The sequence below is a fragment of the Amycolatopsis sp. 195334CR genome (assembly GCF_017309385.1).
Classification (GTDB): Bacteria; Actinomycetota; Actinomycetes; order Mycobacteriales; family Pseudonocardiaceae; genus Amycolatopsis.
This window is the reverse complement of the sequence record NZ_JAFJMJ010000003.1, coordinates 134,231-151,812: the sequence shown is the minus strand read 5'-3', so window position 1 is coordinate 151,812 and position 17,582 is coordinate 134,231. Positions and strand designations below refer to the sequence as shown.

The window sequence follows — 17,582 nt, the reverse complement described above, 5'->3', positions numbered from 1 at the left end:
CTTCACTCCCCGTCCGCCGTCGGCGCCGGTTCCGCACCGGGCCGGCGGCGGATGTGGTGGGGCACCACGAACCACAGCACGCCGAAGAGCAGGCCCACCGCCGGGCCGATCACCGCCATGGTGACCGAGCCGAAGATGACCTTGGCGATCAGCGACACCGTCGCGGTGACCGCGGCGGCGAGGCAGATCAGCCCGCCCAGCACCGACTTGTTGCCGATGGCCAGGATTTCCTCGCGCCTGCCCTCGCGGAACAGCATCCGGTGCCAGACCGGGGGCGCGGCCAGCAACGCGGTGGAGGTGGCGGCCAGCAGGACCGCGGCCAGGTGCAGGCCCTTCTCGAACCCGTTGGCGGCGCGGAAGAGATCGGTGAAGGCGACCGAGAGCAGGAAGCCGAAGAGGAACTGCACGGCGGCCTGCGCCACCCGCAGTTCGCCGAGCAGTTCACTGACGTTGCGCGCCAGTTGTTCGTCACGCGACTCGGCGACCGGCTGACTGCTCACCCGGTCGTAGTACCCAGTGCGGCCCGGTTCCATGCCCGCGCCGGGCTCACTCGCCGATGACGACACCGCCCGGGTCCCGGCCGGGCAGCAGCCCGCGCCAGCGCGGGGTGCGCAGGCAGGCCGCGTCCGTCCAGCCGCGGAAGACCACCTCGCCGACCAGGCACGGGCGCACCCAGTGCGCACCCCGGCCCTGCGGCTCGGGCACCGAGTGGAACGGCGAGGTCTTGCGTTCGAGCCGGTTCAGCCGCCCGGCCAGCACTTCCAGCGCGCGGTGGGTGAAGCCGGTGCCGACGTTGCCCACGTAGCGCAACCGGCTGCCGTGCGGGATGCCGAGCAGCAGCGAGCCGAAGGTGCCGCCGCGTGAACCCCCGCCGGCGCGCCAGCCGCCGATCACCACCTCCTGCACCCCGGTCCCGGTCACCGCGAGCCAGTGCGGACTGCGTTTTCCGGGCTGGTACGGGCTTTTCAGCCGTTTCGCGAGCACACCGGGCAGGCCGCGGCCGATCGCCGAGCGCAGGGCCGCGCCCCCGCCGCCGAGCTGGTGGTCCGGGGTCTGCCAGGCGGGCCCGTGCAGGGCGAGGTCGGCGAGCAGGTCGCGGCGTTGCAGGTACGGCAGGCCGAGGCACGGCGTGCCGTCCAGGTGCAGCACGTCCGAGATCAGGTACCAGACCGGGGTGCGGCGCTTGCCGCGCCGCCGCAGCGCGGCCGGGTTCGGCAGGCCGGCTTCGAAGGTCATCAGCTGGCCGTCCAGCAGGACCTCGGTGTTCCCGAGCAGGGCGCCGAGATCGCGCAGTTCCGGGAACTCGTCGGTGATCACCCGGCCCGAGCGCTCCCGCACGGTGGTCCGGCCGTCCTGCACCCGGACCAGGGTGCGCGGACCGCCCCAATCGGGTTCGTAGGCCCATTCCTCGTCCTCGGCGACCGGGGGCAGCGTGCCGGGTTTCGGCTGCATCGGCGGGAGGAACACCGGTAGCGGTTGCCGCCCGTCGTGGTCCAGGGTGTGCACGAGGGCAGGGATAACCCGCGCGGGGCCCGCCGAAACCCCGCGCGGTTTGACCGGTGCCCCGATCGGGTAACCCACGGCGGCGAGGTGAGGCGGGTGCGGGAGCGTTTTCACGGGCAGCTCGAGGACCTGGGTGTCCAGCTGATCCGGTTGTCCGCCACGGCCGCGGCCGAACTGCGCCTGGCGAACCGCGCGTTGTTCGAGCGCGAACCCGCGGTGGCCGCCGAAGCGATCCGCACCGACCGGCTGCTCGACTCCGCGCGCACCGAGTGCGAACACACCGCGCACCGGTTGCTGGCGCTCCAGGCGCCGGTGGCCGGGGACCTGCGGATGGTGCTGGTCGCGGTGTACTGCGCCGACCGGCTGGAGCGGATGGGCGATCTCGCCAGGCACATCGCCGAAACAGCGGCGCGGTCGCATCCCGAGCCCGCCGTGCCCGAGGACCTCCTGCCCGCCTTCGAACAACTCGCCGCGTGCACCGAGGGCATGGCCGACGACCTGTGCGTGTTCCTCAGCGAAACCGGGTGCGCCGCCTTCGAGCAGCTGAGCGCGGCGTGCGCCGAGGCCGAGGCGCTGCAACAGCACGTGCTCGCCGAGGTGACCGGTGACGGCTGGCGCCACGGGGTGCCCGCGGCGGTGAACGTGGCCCTGCTCGCCCGGTTCTACGGCCGGTTCGCCGACCAGGCGGTCTCGGTGGCCCGCCGGACCGATTTCGCCACCACGGGTGCCCTGCCTGGCTGAGCCGCTGAGCCAGTTCGACACCGGTTCGACGCTGAACGACACGGAGGACGCCGATGAGCACGAGCACCGCGCTGGAGCGCGAGCGGAAGTTCGATTTCCCGCTGGATCTGGCCATCCCGGATCTCCGCGCGCGGCCCGGTGGCAGGGCAGTCCGAACCGGCCGAGGAAAGACTCGACGCGACCTACTACGACACCGTCCGCTACGACCTGGCCCGCGCCGGGGTGACGCTGCGGCGGCGCACCGGCGGCGGGGACGACGGCTGGCACCTGAAGCTGCCGGTCGGCCCGGACTCGCGCGAGGAGATCACCGCGCCGCTGGGGGATTCCGACGGGGGAGTGCCCGCCGAACTGGCCGAGCTGGTGCGCGGGCACAGCCGCGGTGAGGAGCTGACCGGCATCGCCGGGCTGCGCACCGTGCGGTACTCGGTGGAACTGGCCGACGCCGACGGCCGCGTGCTGGCGACGCTGACCGACGACCACGTAACCGGTGAGGCAGCCGGTGCGGTGGCGCGGCTGGACCAGTGGCGGGAACTGGAGATCGAGCTGGCGCCCGACGCCGACGACCGCACCTTGGACGTGCTGGCCGAACTGGTCACCGAAGCCGGTGCGGTGCGCTCGGAGTGGCCGTCGAAACTGCGGCGGCTGATCGGCGACCTGTTGCCGGAGACCTCGTACCCGGCACCGGGGAAGAAGGCCTCCGCCGGCGACGTGGTGCTGCACTACCTGCGCACCCAGGTCGAGGCGATGCGCCGCCAGGACGCCGGGGTCCGCCGCGACGCCGAGGATTCGGTGCACCAGATGCGGGTGGCGATGCGGCGCCTGCGCAGCGCGCTCGGCTCGTTCCGCCGGATCCTCGACCGCGACGCCGTGCAGCCGTTGCGCGACGAGCTGAAGTGGCTCGGCGGTGAGCTGGGACCGGTGCGGGACAACGAAGTGCTGCACGCCGGACTGGCCGAGCAGGTGGCCGCGCTGCCGCGCGAGCTGACCATCGGCCCGGTGCGCGCGTACCTCGACACCTACTGCGGGGAACGGGCCGCGCGGGTGCGGGCGGGTGCGCTCGACGCATTGAACAGCCCACGCTACCTCGCTCTGCTGCGCGCGCTCGACGCGCTGCTCGACGACCCGCCGCTGACGAAGAAGGCGAAGCGGCCCGCCCGCGACGAACTGCGCCACGCCGTGCGCCGCGCCGACCGGCGGCTGCGGAAGGCCGTCGCGGCGCTGGACACCGCCGACGACCGCGACACCGCGTTGCACGAGGTGCGCAAGAAAGCCAAGCAGGCCAGGTACACCGCCGACGCCGTGCGCCCGGTGGCGGGCAAGAAGCTCAACGCCTGGCGCAAACGGGTCAAGGCGGTCCAGTCCACCTTGGGCGACCACCACGACAGCGTGGTCGCCCGCGCGGAACTGGTACCGCTGGCCGTGGCCGCCGACCGCGCCGGGTACAGCTCGTTCTCCTTCGGCGTGCTGCACGGCCGCAACGCGCTGGCCGGCGCGCGCCTGGACGAGGAGTTCGGCAGGCGGTGGCCGCGCGTGGAGGGCAAGCGGCCCGGCTGGCTGGGGTGATTCCGCTGTGGACGGCCGGTCACCGGGGGACCTGGTGGGTCTGCTGGGCGCCGATCCGGCTGGTAGCGTTCCCGCGATGCCTGCTATCCGTGTCGTACTAGTCGAAGACCACGACATGGTGGCGGAAGCGATGGAACTCGTCTTCGCCGGGATCGGCGACATCGATCTCGCCGCGCGGGCCGGTTCGGTGGCCGCCGCGGTGCGCGAGGTCGAGCTGACCCACCCGGATCTGGTGCTGCTCGACCGCAGGCTGCCCGACGGCGACGGCATCGAGGTGATCGCCCGCCTGCGCGAACTCGCCGCCGCGCCCAAGGTCCTGCTGCTCACCGCCGAGGTCACCGCCGGGGTGGCGACCAGGGTGGTCGAGGCGGGCGGTTCCGGGGTGGTGGCCAAGACCGCCGGGCTGGACGAGCTGGCCGACGCCATCCGGCGCGCCGCGGCGGGGGAGATGGTGTTCGACGCGGTCCTGCTCGGCGAGGTGATCGACCGGCTCTCCGGCCGCGGCACGCCGGCCGAGCTGACCGCCCGCGAACGCGAGATCCTGCGCCTGTTCGCCGAGGGCGCCACGGTCGAGGAGATCACCCGGCGGCTGCACCTGGCGCGCAACACCGTGCGCAACCACGCCCAGCGGGCGCTGGCGAAGCTCGGCGCGCACTCGCGGCTGGAGGCGGTCGCCATCGCCCGCCGCCGCGGCCTGCTCGACTGATGCAAATGCATCAGTGGATCGGGGACCGCTGCGTCTAGCCGGGCTGCGTCGGACGGGGGACGATGAACCACGATGGACAGCATTATCAGTGCGGCGGCGCCGGGACCGGTCACCACGGTGCTGCCTGCGGACCTGACCGCCGAGGGCGAGGCCCGGCGGTTCGTCGCCCGCGTGCTGTCGGCCTGGCGGGGCACGCTGCCCTACGAGGACGCCACGCTGATCGCCTCGGAACTCGTCGCGAACGTGGTGCGCCACGCCGGTGGCAAGCCGACCCTGAGCATCACCAGCACCCCCGGCGGCATCCGGATCGAGTGCGAGGACGGCAACCCGGCGCCCCCGCGGCCGAAGACCGGCGGCCCGGACGGCGGCTGGGGACTGGCACTGGTGGAACGGCTTTCGCAGCGGTGGGGGGTGCTCGCGCGCGGCGCCGGTAAGGTCGTCTGGTGCGAGATGCGGCTTCCCCCGCCGAAGGCGGATGGTTGAGCTGCGGGCGCCGGCCCGCGTGTATCCCGGGATGAACGTGCCGGAGCCCGAGTTCCCCGAGAACGATCCGCTGTCGAACCCCTATTCCGGGGATTCCTTCCGCCTGTTCGTGCAGAGCGTCCAGGACTACGCCATCTTCATGCTCGACCCGCAGGGCAACGTGGCCACCTGGAACACCGGCGCCGAGCGGATCAAGGGCTACCGGGCGAACGAGATCATCGGCAAGCACTTCTCCGTGTTCTACCCGCCCGAGGACCTGCGCGCCGGGAAACCGGCCCACGAACTGGAGGTGGCCGCCGAGGTCGGCCGGTTCGAGGACGAGGGCTGGCGGGTCCGCCAGGACGGCAGCCGGTTCTGGGCGGTGGTGGTGATCACCGCGTTGTTCGACGAGCGGGGCAGGCTCCGCGGCTACGGCAAGGTCACCAGGGATGTGAGTGAGCGCGTGCGCGCCGAGAGCGAGCTCGTCGAACGCCGGCGGTTGTTCTTCCACCTGGTCGAGGCGCAGGAGGCCGAGCGCCGCCGGATCGCCTGGGACGTGCACGACGACTCGATCCAGGCGATGGCGGCGGTGTCCATGCGGTTGCAGCTGCTCACCACCCAGCTGCCCGCCGAGCACCTGCCCGCGGTCCGCGCACTGGACACCGCGGTCGCCGAGACCATCGGCAGGCTGCGCGACCTGGTCCTGCGGCTGCGCCCGCCCACGCTGGACGAGCGCGATCTGGCCGAGGCGGTCGGCGCGCACCTGCGGCAGCTGGCCGCCCAGGGCATCGAAACCCAGCTCGACGACATCGAGCTGGCCGCGGACCCGCCGCCCGAGGCGTCGGTGACCATCTTCCGCATCATCGGCGAAGCGCTGGCCAACGTGCAGAAGCACGCGCGGGCGAGCCGCGCGCGGGTGCGGTTCCGCTCGATCGACCGCGGCACCCTGGTCGAGATCACCGACGACGGCGTGGGCACCGACGTGGTGGCCGACGCGCTCAGCGGTGCCGACACGCACTTCGGCCTGCAGGCCATGCGCGAGCGCGCGGAGGCGGTCGGGGGCTGGTGGGAACTGATCAGCGACCCCGGCGAGGGGGCGCTGGTGCGCTTCTGGATCCCGGACGGGCCCGGCGGCCCGGCCAGTGGGGAGCAATCGTGAGCACAACCCCGGTCGCGGTGGTGATCGCCGACGACGAACTGCTCATCCGCGAGGCGCTGCGGGCCGTGCTGGACGCCGAAGGCGATCTCACCGTGGTGGGTGACGCGGGAACCGTGGACGAGGCGGTGGCGCTCATCGAGCACCACCGCCCCGAGGTCGCGGTCATCGACGTCCGGATGCCCACCGGTGGCGGGGCCGAGGTGGCCCGGCGGGTGGCCGGGCTCGGTACCAGCCTGGTCGCCTTCTCCGCCTACGACGACGCCGGGCACCGCAGGCGCATGCGCGACGCCGGGGTCGGTGAGTACGTGATCAAGGGCATGCCGAACGCCGAGATCGTGGCGGCCGTGCGGCGGGCGGTGACCGCGCGGGCCGGCCAGGCCGGCTGAGCGCGGTGACTGCGGGCCGGTCAGGCCGGTCGAGCGCGGGCCGGTCAGATCAGCTGGGCGGCGAGCGCCTCCTCGCGGCTGCCGAACAGCCGGAGCGTGCGGTCGAGGCCGACGATCTCGATCGGGCGGCGGACCGGGCGCCCGGCGCAGACGATCCGGAGGTCGCACGCACGCCGTTCGGCGCGTTCGGCGAGCTCCAGCAGCACCTGCAGGCCGCAGCTGGAGAGGAAGTCCACGCCGCTGAGGTCGACCACGAGGACCGGGGCCGGCGGTTCGAGTGCGGCGGTCAGTTCGGTGTCGAACTGGGTTTTGGTGGCCAGGTCGACTTCACCGGAGACCACGACGGTGTTCGCCTGGTCGGTGTGCTCGGCCTGGATGGTCAGCTTGTCGCGCCTGAACGCCAGGGTCATGGCGGACGCTCCTTCCGGCTCCGGTACTCCCGGAGATCGGCGGAGACACGCTTGTGCGGTACGTGCCCAGTGCTTCGGCTGCTGGTTTCAACCGCTGAACCACCGACCGTACGCCCCTGATCGGTGGGACTCAATGGCGCACCCCCGGGGCGGGGTACTCGTCGGAGTGATGATCCTTACTCCGTTGGGGGGAAATTCGCGCATCCGGTACCGGATGGCAGTGCTCCGGTGCGGTCGCTACGATCTGGGCAACCGGTTGAGCAGCCAGCCGGGATTTCCGATCGCGCTCGGTCACGACCAACCGAGACCGGCGGAGAAACTTTCCGTTCGCCCGAACCCGGGAGGTCCCGTGCCATTGCCCAGCGAGCTGCTGGAGCTGGAACACCGTGCCGAGGAATCGGCGGTGATCGTGGTCGCGTCCGGTGACGTGGACATGCTGACCGTACCCGCGCTGGTCGCGGAGTTCGACACCGCGCGCGAGCTGGCGAAGCCACCGCTGCCGGTGGTCGCCGACTTCACCAGGGTCAACTTCCTCGGATCCTCGGGGCTGGCCGCACTGGTGGAGATCCAGCAGAAGTGCGCCGACGCGGGTACGCCGCTGCGGCTGGTCGCCACCGGCCGCGTGGTGCCGAGGGCCATCGAGGCGGCTGGGCTCCAGCCCGTGCTGACCATCGATGAGACCGTCGAAGCCGCGGTGAGCCGTCAGCCGGAGGGCGCCGACGGCCGCTGACGTTCCGCCGAGTGGGGCATCGTCCGCCGCGAGGCGGGGGGTGCCCCACTCGCTTGTCGTGTGCGGTGAAGGTGGCTTTCACTGCGAAATCCGCAGTGAAAGCCACCTTCACCGCACCGCGTCAGCGCCCGGCGGGCCAGTCGAAGTCTGGGTCCTCGTCCACCGAACGCAACGCGGTGACGGTGGGATTCCCCTTGCGCAGCAAGTACGCGTCCGTGCCGGGCTCGGCGCTGCCGTCGACCACCGTGGTCACCACCTCGGCGCTGTCGTCGGCCTGTTCCAGCCGCGTCTGCACGGCACCGGCCGACGCCAGCGAAGCCCGGGCGAGCGGGCCGAGTTCGGCGGGCGGCAACGCGGGCACGTTGAGGTTGAGCACCGATCCCGGCGCCGACTCCAGCAGCAGCGGGATGACCTCCGCGGCCACCTCCTCCGCGCTGTCCCAGTGCAGCACGTCCGAAGCCGGGTGCTCCAGCGACACGGCCAGCCCGAGCAGGTCGTTGGCGCTCGCGGTCAGCGCCGCGCCGACGGTGCCCGAGTGCAGCACCGCGCGCCCGACGTTGATGCCCCGGTTCACCCCGGACAGCACCGCGTCCGGCGGATCGCCGAACGCGCCCTCCCGGGCCGAAAGCACGATGAAGGCGGGCCGCGCGGTCACCGCGTGGCACGGCACCCCGGGCAGCCCCTCGAGTTCGACGGGCTTGGCCACCGGTTCCTCGCCGAGCACGGTCAGCCCGGCGCTGGTCCCGCTCGACTCCTCGTGCGGCGCGGCCACCACCACGTCGAGTCCGTGCCGCAGCGCGGCCCTGGCCAGCGTGACCAGCCCCGGCGAGTCGATCCCGTCGTCGTTGGTGATCAGCACCTTGGTCATCCGGCCTCCCCGTTCTCCTTCAGCCGCCGCAGTTCGACGCGGTCGGCGACCGCGCGCACGCTCTCGCCGTTGCCGGTGGCGAGCCCGCGGCGGGTCACGTTCAGCGCCCCCGCCGCGGCGCCGAGGCGGACCGCGTCCAGGAGCGACGCGCCCTCGGTGAGTGCGGCGGCCACGGCGGCGGTCATCGAATCACCGGCACCCCGCGAATCCATCGGGTGCAGCGGCGGTGCCTCCACCTCGAACAGTTCGCCTTCGAGCAGAGCCAGCGCCGGGTCGGCCGCCCGCGAGACGACCACCGAAGCGCCGTCGGCCCGCCTGCTCAGCTCCCGCATCGCCGCGATCAGCGCGCCGGGCTCGTTCTCCTCGGCCAGTCCGTCGTCGAGCAGTTCCTCGTGGCTGACCTTGATGAACTGCGGTTTGCCGTCGATCGCGGCGGAGAGCAGGTCACCGGAGAGGTCGACCACCAGCAGGCAGCCGTTGGCCCGCAGGTCGGTGGCCAGCCGCCGGTACATGTCGGCGGGCACCGGCTGCCCGGTGGACGGCCCGCTGAGCGTGACCGTGGTGGAGCGCAGCCCCTCCACGAGCGTTTTCTCGTACAGCCCGTCCAGTTCGTGCCGCGACAGCGGTGCACCGGGTGCCTCGACCACCGGTTCGCGGCGGTCGTCGCGCCGGTCGTGCACGTAACCACCGTTGCGGGAGTGCGCTTCCTGCTCGACGAGTTCGATGCCCTCGCCGGGGATCAGGTGCCTGAGCAGATCGCCGGTTTCCCCGCCCAGCGCGGCGCAGAGCACGGCGGGCACGCCGAGCGAGACGATCATGCGGGCCTGCCACACCCCCTGCCCGCCGGCGTGCAGGTGCATTTCCGGAATGCCGTCGAGTTCCTCGATGGTCACCGTCAACTGCGGGGAAGGGGCGAACACCGTGACGCGTCGCAGGGGTCTCAAGGGGATGTCCTCCTAGGGCCGGAACGACTTGTTCCCGGCTACCCGGGTGGCGACCGGGCGAAACCGGCTTACCGGGCGTGCTCGGCGCGTTCCACCTCGACCTCGGCCAGCGCGTCGATCAGCGTGGGGTGCACCGGCAGCACGCTGCTGACGCCGACCGCGTCGAGCACGCGGTTCACCACCGAGCCCCAGGTGACCACCGCCCAGGCCACCCCGCAGCGGGTGGTGGCCCTGGCGGTGTCGAGCAGCACCTCCAGCCCGGCCACGCCGAGGAAACCGAGGCCGCGGAGGTCCAGCACGAAGTCCTGGCGGTCGGCGAGCAGTTCCCCGAGCACCTCCGCCAGCGCGGGCGCGCCGAGCCGGTCGAGGTCGCCGGTCAGCACCGCGATGACCACCCCGTCCGGGTGCACGCGGAGGTGGATCGAGACCTCACCGGCCGAGCGCAAGGGTTCGTCTCCCGCCTGGAGCCGTGCCTTGCTGCCGACGGTAGGCCGGTTTTCCCGCGCTCACAACCTGAACGGCGGGTGAGTGTCCGAAATGGAGTGCTAACGTTCGTCGCCGGGGTCGGCCGGTTCCCGTTGGTCCGCGGCGTCGGCGGGATCGGCCTCCAGCGGTACCTCGGTCCCGGCGGGCCCGGCCGGGTCCTCCGGCACGACCGGCCGCGTCTGGTCCAAGGTGTCCTCAGTGGGCTTTTCGAGCTCGTGGTCCGGAGTGCTCATCGGTGCTGCTTCCCTTCAGTGGCGCAGGATGGCGCCGAAACCTTCGGCGAGGTCCAGTCGTTCGTCGAACACCACGATCCCGGCGCCGACCGAGACCGCGGCCACCGGGAGCGCTTCGTCGGCCCGGCGTTCGGTGCTCGGGGCGCCGCCGAACGCGGCGAGTTCCCCGGCGTCCACGGCCACCTGCGCCGGCTGCTCGCCGACCGCCACGGTGGCGTCACCCGGTTCGGTCACCAGCAGGGTCTCCACGTTGCCCTCGCGCAGCGCGGTGGTCACCCCCTCCAGTCCGGACACCGCGAGTCCCGGCGCCCGGCCGAGTTCGGCGCGGTACCGCTCGGCGACCCGGTCGAGCCGGGCCAGCCTGCGCCCGGTGAGCAGTTCACCGATCGCGGCGTCGAGCTGTGCCCCGGTGGCGGAGTCGGCCCGCGCCCCGGCGGTCACCTCGGTGGCGATCTCCTTGGCCGCCTTGGGCAGCAGCTCGCGCAGCTCCCGCCGCGCCCGCACCTCCCCGGCGAGCACGATCAGCTCGGCGCCGGTTTCGGCGGCCAGCTTCGCCGTGCGCTCGGCCACCTGGTCGAGATTGCGGTGGACGTTCTCCTCCACGCGCGCCTGGATGTCGTGGTGTGCCTCGGCCCCGCCTCGCACCTTGTGCACGGGGTGGTCGTCGCCGTCCACGCGGACCACGGACTGCCTGCGCCCCTTGGCATCCACCGCGGTGAGGTCGGCGCCGGTCCGGTCGGCGACGACCACCAGGTGCGGGGTGCCGATGGCCGAGTGCGCGACCAGCGGGGTCAGGTAGGGCAGTTCGGAGAACCGGACCTCGGCCTGGCCCGGCGGCTCGGCCAGCCCTTCGTCGAGCAAGACCCGCCCCTGCGCGGCCAGCACCGCCCGGCCGCTGCGCCCGACCGGCGGCCGCCCGTCGCGGAGCGCGCGGTCCACCGCGTCGATGGTCTCGTCACCGGCGCCCTGGCCGGTCAGCTGCTCGCGGATGTCCCGCCGCTTCAGTTCGAGCTGTTTGGCCGCGTCCTCGGTGTCGTGCGAGTCTTCGAAGTAGACGGAGACGTACGGGCCGCCGGTCCCGGCCAGCTCACGCAGCGTGGTGGTGTCCAAGGGGACGCTCCTTTCGCGTGCGGATGATCATGTACCTGTGCGGCGGGTACCCCACGCGGTACTCGGCAAACGCTCGAGGTTCACTCGTGAGGCGGCTGGCAAGCCAAGATCGAACCGTAGAATTCCTCCCACCCGGCGAGCGAAGCCGGTGATCTGGAGGGGTTTCTCCGTGCGCATTCCCACCGAGCCGATCGGCAGCATTCCCCGGCCGCGGTACCTGATCGAGGCCATGGGCGCGTTCGCCGAGGGGCGGATCGACGCCGCCGCACTGGCGGAAAACCAGGAAAAGGCACTGGCCGACACCATTTCCCGGCTGACCGAAACCGGTTCGCCGGTGCTCACCGACGGCGAGCAGGGCAAGCCGAGCTTCGCCACCTACCCGCTGGCCGGGTTGGACTCGCTGGCCCCGGACGGGGTGGTGATCCCGTTCGCCGACGGCCACACCCGGCAGCTGCCGAGGTTGACCGCCGGTCCGTTCCGCTACGCCACGCACGCCGACGAATACCTGCGCACCGCCAGGAAACTCACCGATCTCCCGGTCAAGCAGGCGGTGATCGCGCCGTCGGCGATCAGCCTGATCTACCCGCAGGACGGCATCGACGGCTACCCCCGCGAGGCCTTCCTGGCCGATCTGGTCGACCAGGCCGAGGCCGACATCCGGCGCAGCCTGGAGGCGGGCGCGGACAGCGTCCAGCTGGACTTCACCGAGGGCAGGCTCTCGCTCAAGCTGGACCCGTCCGGCGGGCTGCTGCAGTCCTTTGTGGACCTGAACAACCAGGTGCTGGACCGGTTCTCCGCCGAGGAACGCGCCCGCATCGGGGTGCACACCTGTCCCGGTGGTGACCAGGATTCGGTGCACAGCCTGGACGTCGACTACGCCGGGCTGCTGCCCGCGTTGTTCTCGCTCCGCGCCGGCCGGTTCTACCTGCAACTGGCCAGCGAGCCCGATCCGCGCCGGGTGCTGGAGATCGTGCGCGAGCACTCGCGGCCGGAACAACGGATCTTCGTCGGTGTCACCGATCCGGTCGATCCGGTGGTGGAGACCGCCCAGCAGGTGCGCGACCGGGTGCGGCTGGCCGCCGAGTACCTCCCGGCCGACCGGCTCGGCACGTGCGACGACTGCGGTTTCTCGCCGTTCGCCGACGACACCTCGACTTCGCGGGACATCGCCTTCGCGAAGATCGCGGCGCGGGTGGAGGGCACCCGGCTGGCATTCGAATAGGCGTCAGCCCGCCCAGCTCCGGAAGTCGGTCCACGCGCCGAGTGTGCGCCGGCTTTCGAAGCGGCGGTGCCGCCCGCTGACCGGGTCGGTGAATTCCAGCGTTTTCGCCAGCAACTGCAGCGGGCGGGTGAAGTCGTCCAGCGCGGTTTCGGTGAGCACGGGGTAGAAATCGTCGCCGAGAATGGGAATGCCCAGCCCGCTCAGGTGCAACCGGAGCTGGTGGGTGCGCCCGGTGGCGGGCAGCAGGCGGTACCGGCCGAGGCCGTCGCGCGATTCCGCGAGTTCCACGCGGGTTTCGCTGTTCGGCGGCCCCGGCACCTCCTGCGCGGCCAGCACCCCGCGTTCCTTGACGATCCGGCTGCGCACCACCCGCGGCAGGTCCAGCGCGGGGTCCACCGGGGCGATCGCCTCGTATTCCTTGTGCACCAGGCGATCCCGGAACATCGTCTGGTACGCGCCGCGGAGTTCGGGGCGGATCACGAACAGCAGCAGGCCGGCGGTGACCCGGTCGAGCCGGTGCGCCGGGCTCAGCTTCGGCAGGTCGAGGTCGCGGCGCAGCCGCACCAGCGCGGTCTCCACCACGTGCCTGCCCCGCGGGATGGTGGCGAGGAAGTGGGGTTTGTCCACCACCAGCAGGTCGTCGTCGCGGTGCACGACGCCGATCTCGAAGGGCACCGGCACCTCGTCGGGCAGGTCGCGGTGGAACCAGATGAAGGTGCCCGGCCGGAACGGGGTGTCGGGCCCCAGCGGCCCGTCGAGCCCGACGATCCGTTCCTCGGCCAGCAGTTCGTCGATGCGCGCGGGGCTCACCCGCGGCAGGCGCTCCACCAGGTGCTCGCGCAGCGTCGACCACGGCCCCTCGTCCGGCAGGCGGAGCCGGGCGGCGTCGAGGCCGTGCCGCTGCGGCAGCGGTGAACGGAGCTTCCTGCGCACGGGACGACTCTAGGCGCTGCTGGTTTCGGGGTCAGCCCGCGGCCGTGCCGGACAGGTCCATCCTCGGTGCCGTCCCCCGGATGGACCAGTCGACGATCAGCAGGGCCGGCCACCTGGGTGTGCCGGGTCCTCGCCTCGAGGGACGGGCCCCAGCCGAGCGGCATCGACCGCGGCCGAGTACCGGGCGTGGTGGTTGTGGGGTGTGTCATGAAAACCGGTCATGACTCCCCGAGCATGGCATCGGCGTTACCCTGGAGCCCCGGCAGGGAGGGGTGGTGGCGACGAGCACGACCGAGGCCGAGACCATCGCGGAGACGGTGCACCAGGCCATCGCCTCGCGGGTTTTCCCGCACCACGCCGCGGAAACCACCTTCGACCTCAAACTGCGCCGGTGCGTTCGCGGTAACATCGGTTACCTGGCCGACGTCGCCGCTGGGCGGGTGCACCACAGCGAACCCGACCTCGGGCACGCGCTCGCCTTCGCCGAACTGGTCGCCGCGCAGGGCCTGCCGTTCGAGGACCTGGAGCGCGCCTACTGGGTCGGCCTGGAGCAGTTCTGGCACCGCTGGCTGGCCATCGTCGGCGAAGCCGCCGAACGCGGGGACGGCACGGTCAACGAGCTGATCGGCAACCGGACCCCGGCCGTGTTCGGGTACGTCACCAGGGTGCTCGGCCTGGTCAGCGCCCGGTACGACGAGACGTCGAGCGAACTGGCCTGCACCGGGGCCGAACGCCGTCGCGCGCTGGTCGAGGAACTGCTCGGCAGCGCCCCGCCCGCCTACACCCAGTTCCTCGACGACGAACTCGGTTACCGGCTGCGTGCCTGCCACGTCGCCCTGCTGCTGCACGGCGACCGCTTCCAGGCCGAGCGGCGGCTGGCCAGGCTGCGGCACGAAACCGAGGCCCCGGCGGCGCTGCTCGTCCAGCGCGGTCCCGGGTTGTTCGCCGGCTGGCTGGGTTTCCCGGGCCGGGTCGACCCCGCGACGCTGGGCGTGATCCGGCACGCGGTCTCGCGGCACGGTGAGCCGGTGGTGGCCGGTGGCCCGGCCGTCGGGCTGGCCGGGTTCCGCCGCGCTTTCGACGAAGCCACGCGTGCGCTGGCATTGCGCGAAGTGCTGGCGGATCCGGGGAATTTCCTCTGGTACAACGATGTCCGGCTGGAGGCCTTCCTGCTGGAGAACCCCTCGGCGGCGTGGCGGTTCGTCGCGGAGGAACTCGGCGAACTGGCCGAAGCGAACGAGCGCGCCGACCGGATCCGCGAAACCCTGTTGGCCGCACTCGCCAGCGGTTCGCAGGCCCGCGCCGCGGCCGAACTCGGCGTGCACGAGAACACCGTCCGGCTGCGCATCCGCACCGCCACCGACCTCCTCGGCGACGCCCTGTCCGAACGCCGCACCGAACTGCTGGTCGCCCTGCGCCTGCGCCGAGCACTGGGACCCCGCCCCGGCACCGCAACCATGGACGCCGTCAGTTAGGTCCTGTGGGAAACCCCGCGCCCGGTTGTCCCTTTCCGACATTGGGTCCGGGCGTTCGCCGAACTAGCTTGGGGGGTAAGGGATCCGGCGGGCGGAGGGGACAGCGGATGCACGAGCAGACCGTCGGCGCGCTGGTGGAGACCGCGGCCGCGGCGAACGGGCCGAAGACCGCCGTGGTGTGGGGCGAGCGGCGCATCACCTACCGCGAACAGATCGCCCGCGTCCGCCGCGCCGGGCGCGCGCTGCTCGAACTCGGCCTGCACACCGGCGACCGCGTCGCCATCCTGATGCACGACCGCCCCGAGCAACTCGACGTCTACTACGGCGCGCTCTGGGCCGGCCTCGCCGTGGTCCCGCTGAACGCCCGCCTCGGCGTCGCCGACCACCAGTACATCGTCTGCGACTCCGGCGCGCTGGTCCTGGTCCACGACGCCGCCCACGCCCGCCGCGTGCGCCAGATCCGCGGCACCTCCGGCGTCGAGCACGTGGTCTCCGTCGACGACGACGCCGTGCTCGACGGCGGCCACAGCTGGCAGCGCCTGTCCGGCCACCAGCCCGACCACCCGGGCAGCCCGCCGGTCTTCCCCAGCGACCTCTACGGCATCTACTACACCGCGGGCACCACCGGCCAGCCCAAGGGCGTGGTCCACACCCATCGCACCGTGCTCGCCGCGTTGTTCAGCCAACTCGCCGAACTCGGCCTCGGCGACGGCGACCGGTTCGCCCACGTCACCCCGCTCTCGCACGCTGCGGGCGCGTTCGTGCTGCCGGTGTGGCTGCGGGGCGGGACCAACGTGCTGGCCGGGCGGTTCGACCCGGACCGCCTGGTCGCCACGATCGCCCGCGAGCGCATCACCGCCACCCTGCTCTCGCCGGACATGCTGGCCGGGCTGATGGACGCCGCCCCGGCGGCGGGCGCGAAACTGCTGTCGCTGACCACCGTGGTCTACAGCGGTGGCCGCGTCGAACCCGAACGGCTGATCGCCGCGATGGACCGGTGCGGCCCGGTGTTCGTCCAGTTCTACGGCCTGACCGAGGTGCCGACGCAGGTGACCGTGCTGCGCAAGCGCGACCACGCCGCCGCGGTGGCCACCGGGTACCTCGAACCGCTGTCCTCGTGCGGCCGCCCGGTGGCGATCGCCGACGTGCGGATCGAGCACCCCGACGGCAGGCAGGCCCGGCCGGGGGAGCGCGGCGAGGTGGTGGTCGGCGGGCCGCACGTGATGCGGCGCTACTGGAACCGCTACGCCGACACCGAACGCGCGCTGCGCGGCGGGCACCTCTACACCGGCGACTTCGGGCACTTCGACGAAGGCGGCTTCCTGCACCTGGCCGACCGGCAGCGCGAGACGATCCGCTCGGCCGGCGTGACCGTGTACCCGAAGCAGGTGGAGGACGGCCTGATCACCCATCCGGCGGTACGCGACGCGTGTGTCTTCGGCTCACCGGACGACCGCCGCGGTGAGGTGGTGCACGCGGTCGTCGTCGCGGATCCGGGCGCCACCGTCTGCGCCGAGGACCTGATCACCTGGGTGGCCGAACGACGCGGCGAGGCGATGGCACCCCGCCGCGTCGACTTCGTGGACGCCATCCCGCTCACCGCGGTCGGCAAGCACGACAAACCCCGCCTGCGCGCCCGCGCCGGCTAACAGGCGGCGGTGTCGGTGTGCCGGGTCCCGTTCGCCCGCAGGCCGTTCACCCGGTTGCCGACCTCACCGGGGGAGAGCACCTCGTTCGCCGCGTAGTAGACCCAGTCGTTCTGCGTCTGGTAGGTGCTGCGGCCCCCGGAGTGCGCCGCGTGGTCGATGAACCACTCCTGGAAGGCGATCATCATCGGCGTCTCGGGGTAGACGTGCCCGTCGTGCGTGGCCACCAGCTGGTCACCGATGAAGTAGCGCAGCACGCCCCCGGACACCTGCACGGTCAGCGTCCGCCACCCGGAGAAGCCACCGCGCACCGCCGTGCTGCGGTTGTCGGCCACCCACGGATCGGGCTGGTAGGTCTCCCAGCTGGTCAGGAACATGGTCGGCCCGGTTTCGCCCCAGCCGCCGTTGGGCAGGTACTCGAAGTCCAGCTCGCCGTAGGCCGGGTCGTTCGGGAAGGCGAGCGGGGTGATGGTGAAGAAGGTCTGGACCAGGTGGTCGCCGTCGGCGCCGGACACCGGCACGTCGCTGAACCGCACGCGCGCGGCGTAGGTGCCTTCGAAGAACTTCCGCTGGTGCATCACCTCGGCCTGGCTGGTGCCGCCGGTGGTGCCGTCGGTGTGCGCGGACAGCTGCAGCACCGGCTGCCCGTCCACCACCGGGAAGGTCGCGTTGGCCGCCGACCAGCCGCCCACGCCCGGCCCGCCACCGCCGTTGCGGAGCTGCCAGCCGCGCTGCGCCAGGCGGGGATCGGTGTGGGAGTCGTAGGCGAAGTCGTCGAACAGCACGCCGGAACAGGCCGCTTCGGCGGCGGCCGACGCTCCCGGAGCGCACAGCCCGGCCAGCACGGCGGCGGCGAGCAGCATCCGGGAAGCCACGGGAATTCGGCGGTTCATTTCACGCCCTTCGGTTCAGGGGGACTGGAGGGAAAACGCGCCGGAGAATTGTGGCGGTGATTCGTCCGGGCTCCCATTAACGCGCGGGCGGACAGGCGATCGCAAGCCCGGT

At 72.3% G+C, this 17,582-nt stretch carries 20 protein-coding genes; 10 read left to right on the top strand and 10 right to left on the bottom strand.

Translation table 11 applies throughout. From position 1 onward, the window contains the following. Positions 1–2: 2 nt before the first annotated feature. Complete coding sequence (locus JYK18_RS37795) at positions 3–500, bottom strand: DUF6328 family protein (RefSeq protein WP_307796244.1); 498 nt, start codon at positions 498–500, stop codon at positions 3–5. Between the two features lie 46 nt (positions 501–546). Next, positions 547–1,506 (bottom strand): hypothetical protein, encoded by a 960-nt coding sequence (locus tag JYK18_RS37790; protein WP_307796243.1) that lies wholly within the window; start codon positions 1,504–1,506, stop codon positions 547–549. Positions 1,507–1,599: 93 nt separating this feature from the next. On the opposite strand from JYK18_RS37790, the gene JYK18_RS37785 reads away from it, so the two are divergent. From JYK18_RS37785 to JYK18_RS37760, 6 genes are all read left to right on the top strand, one after another. Further along, the gene (locus JYK18_RS37785) at positions 1,600–2,244 is read left to right on the top strand and encodes a PhoU domain-containing protein (RefSeq protein WP_206808563.1); all 645 of its coding nucleotides are present in this window, start codon (positions 1,600–1,602) and stop codon (positions 2,242–2,244) included. 138 nt (positions 2,245–2,382) lie between these two features. Further along, complete coding sequence (locus JYK18_RS48160; protein ID WP_206808562.1) at positions 2,383–3,807, top strand: CYTH and CHAD domain-containing protein; 1,425 nt, start codon at positions 2,383–2,385, stop codon at positions 3,805–3,807. A 76-nt stretch (positions 3,808–3,883) separates the two neighbouring features. Beyond that, the gene (locus JYK18_RS37775; protein WP_206808561.1) at positions 3,884–4,513 is read left to right on the top strand and encodes a response regulator transcription factor; all 630 of its coding nucleotides are present in this window, start codon (positions 3,884–3,886) and stop codon (positions 4,511–4,513) included. Between the two features lie 72 nt (positions 4,514–4,585). Next, positions 4,586–4,996, top strand: a complete 411-nt coding sequence (locus JYK18_RS37770) for an ATP-binding protein (protein ID WP_206808560.1) — start codon at positions 4,586–4,588, stop codon at positions 4,994–4,996. Positions 4,997–5,027: 31 nt separating this feature from the next. Continuing rightward, the gene (locus tag JYK18_RS37765; protein ID WP_206808559.1) at positions 5,028–6,134 is read left to right on the top strand and encodes a PAS domain S-box protein; all 1,107 of its coding nucleotides are present in this window, start codon (positions 5,028–5,030) and stop codon (positions 6,132–6,134) included. Next, positions 6,131–6,520: a response regulator transcription factor gene (locus tag JYK18_RS37760; protein ID WP_307796242.1), complete on the top strand. Its 390-nt coding sequence runs from the start codon at positions 6,131–6,133 to the stop codon at positions 6,518–6,520. The genes JYK18_RS37765 and JYK18_RS37760 overlap by 4 nt, the downstream gene beginning before the upstream one ends. Before the next feature lie 44 nt (positions 6,521–6,564). Here the strand turns inward: JYK18_RS37760 and JYK18_RS37755 are convergent, their stop codons facing one another. Next, positions 6,565–6,930: an STAS domain-containing protein gene (locus tag JYK18_RS37755; RefSeq protein WP_206808558.1), complete on the bottom strand. Its 366-nt coding sequence runs from the start codon at positions 6,928–6,930 to the stop codon at positions 6,565–6,567. A gap of 349 nt (positions 6,931–7,279) precedes the next feature. On the opposite strand from JYK18_RS37755, the gene JYK18_RS37750 reads away from it, so the two are divergent. Beyond that, positions 7,280–7,660, top strand: a complete 381-nt coding sequence (locus tag JYK18_RS37750; protein ID WP_307796241.1) for an STAS domain-containing protein — start codon at positions 7,280–7,282, stop codon at positions 7,658–7,660. 121 nt (positions 7,661–7,781) lie between these two features. On the opposite strand, the gene surE is transcribed toward JYK18_RS37750, so the two are convergent. The 5 genes from surE to JYK18_RS37725 form a co-directional block, all read right to left on the bottom strand. Continuing rightward, entirely contained in the window at positions 7,782–8,528 is a 747-nt protein-coding gene (surE, locus tag JYK18_RS37745) for a 5'/3'-nucleotidase SurE (protein ID WP_206808555.1), read from the bottom strand. Next, entirely contained in the window at positions 8,525–9,472 is a 948-nt protein-coding gene (locus JYK18_RS37740) for a 1-phosphofructokinase family hexose kinase (protein ID WP_242583927.1), read from the bottom strand. The genes surE and JYK18_RS37740 overlap by 4 nt, the downstream gene beginning before the upstream one ends. Before the next feature lie 68 nt (positions 9,473–9,540). Beyond that, complete coding sequence (locus JYK18_RS37735) at positions 9,541–9,918, bottom strand: STAS domain-containing protein (RefSeq protein ID WP_206808552.1); 378 nt, start codon at positions 9,916–9,918, stop codon at positions 9,541–9,543. Between the two features lie 99 nt (positions 9,919–10,017). Further along, positions 10,018–10,191, bottom strand: coding sequence for a hypothetical protein (locus tag JYK18_RS37730; RefSeq protein ID WP_206808551.1), 174 nt, complete (start codon positions 10,189–10,191; stop codon positions 10,018–10,020). Between the two features lie 15 nt (positions 10,192–10,206). Beyond that, positions 10,207–11,301, bottom strand: coding sequence for a hypothetical protein (locus JYK18_RS37725; RefSeq protein ID WP_206808550.1), 1,095 nt, complete (start codon positions 11,299–11,301; stop codon positions 10,207–10,209). A 169-nt stretch (positions 11,302–11,470) separates the two neighbouring features. Here JYK18_RS37725 and JYK18_RS37720 point away from each other — a divergent pair, with 169 nt between their 5' ends. Beyond that, positions 11,471–12,523, top strand: coding sequence for a cobalamin-independent methionine synthase II family protein (locus JYK18_RS37720; protein ID WP_206808546.1), 1,053 nt, complete (start codon positions 11,471–11,473; stop codon positions 12,521–12,523). A 3-nt stretch (positions 12,524–12,526) separates the two neighbouring features. On the opposite strand, the gene JYK18_RS37715 is transcribed toward JYK18_RS37720, so the two are convergent. Continuing rightward, complete coding sequence (locus JYK18_RS37715) at positions 12,527–13,456, bottom strand: RluA family pseudouridine synthase (RefSeq protein ID WP_206808540.1); 930 nt, start codon at positions 13,454–13,456, stop codon at positions 12,527–12,529. Between the two features lie 275 nt (positions 13,457–13,731). Here JYK18_RS37715 and JYK18_RS48155 point away from each other — a divergent pair, with 275 nt between their 5' ends. Both JYK18_RS48155 and JYK18_RS37705 read left to right on the top strand, forming a co-directional pair. Beyond that, the gene (locus tag JYK18_RS48155) at positions 13,732–14,931 is read left to right on the top strand and encodes a CdaR family transcriptional regulator (protein WP_206808539.1); all 1,200 of its coding nucleotides are present in this window, start codon (positions 13,732–13,734) and stop codon (positions 14,929–14,931) included. Positions 14,932–15,038: 107 nt separating this feature from the next. After that, the gene (locus tag JYK18_RS37705; protein ID WP_206808538.1) at positions 15,039–16,580 is read left to right on the top strand and encodes an AMP-binding protein; all 1,542 of its coding nucleotides are present in this window, start codon (positions 15,039–15,041) and stop codon (positions 16,578–16,580) included. On the opposite strand, the gene JYK18_RS37700 is transcribed toward JYK18_RS37705, so the two are convergent. Next, positions 16,577–17,470, bottom strand: a complete 894-nt coding sequence (locus tag JYK18_RS37700; RefSeq protein ID WP_206808537.1) for a glycoside hydrolase family 16 protein — start codon at positions 17,468–17,470, stop codon at positions 16,577–16,579. The genes JYK18_RS37705 and JYK18_RS37700 overlap by 4 nt on opposite strands. Positions 17,471–17,582 lie beyond the last annotated feature (112 nt).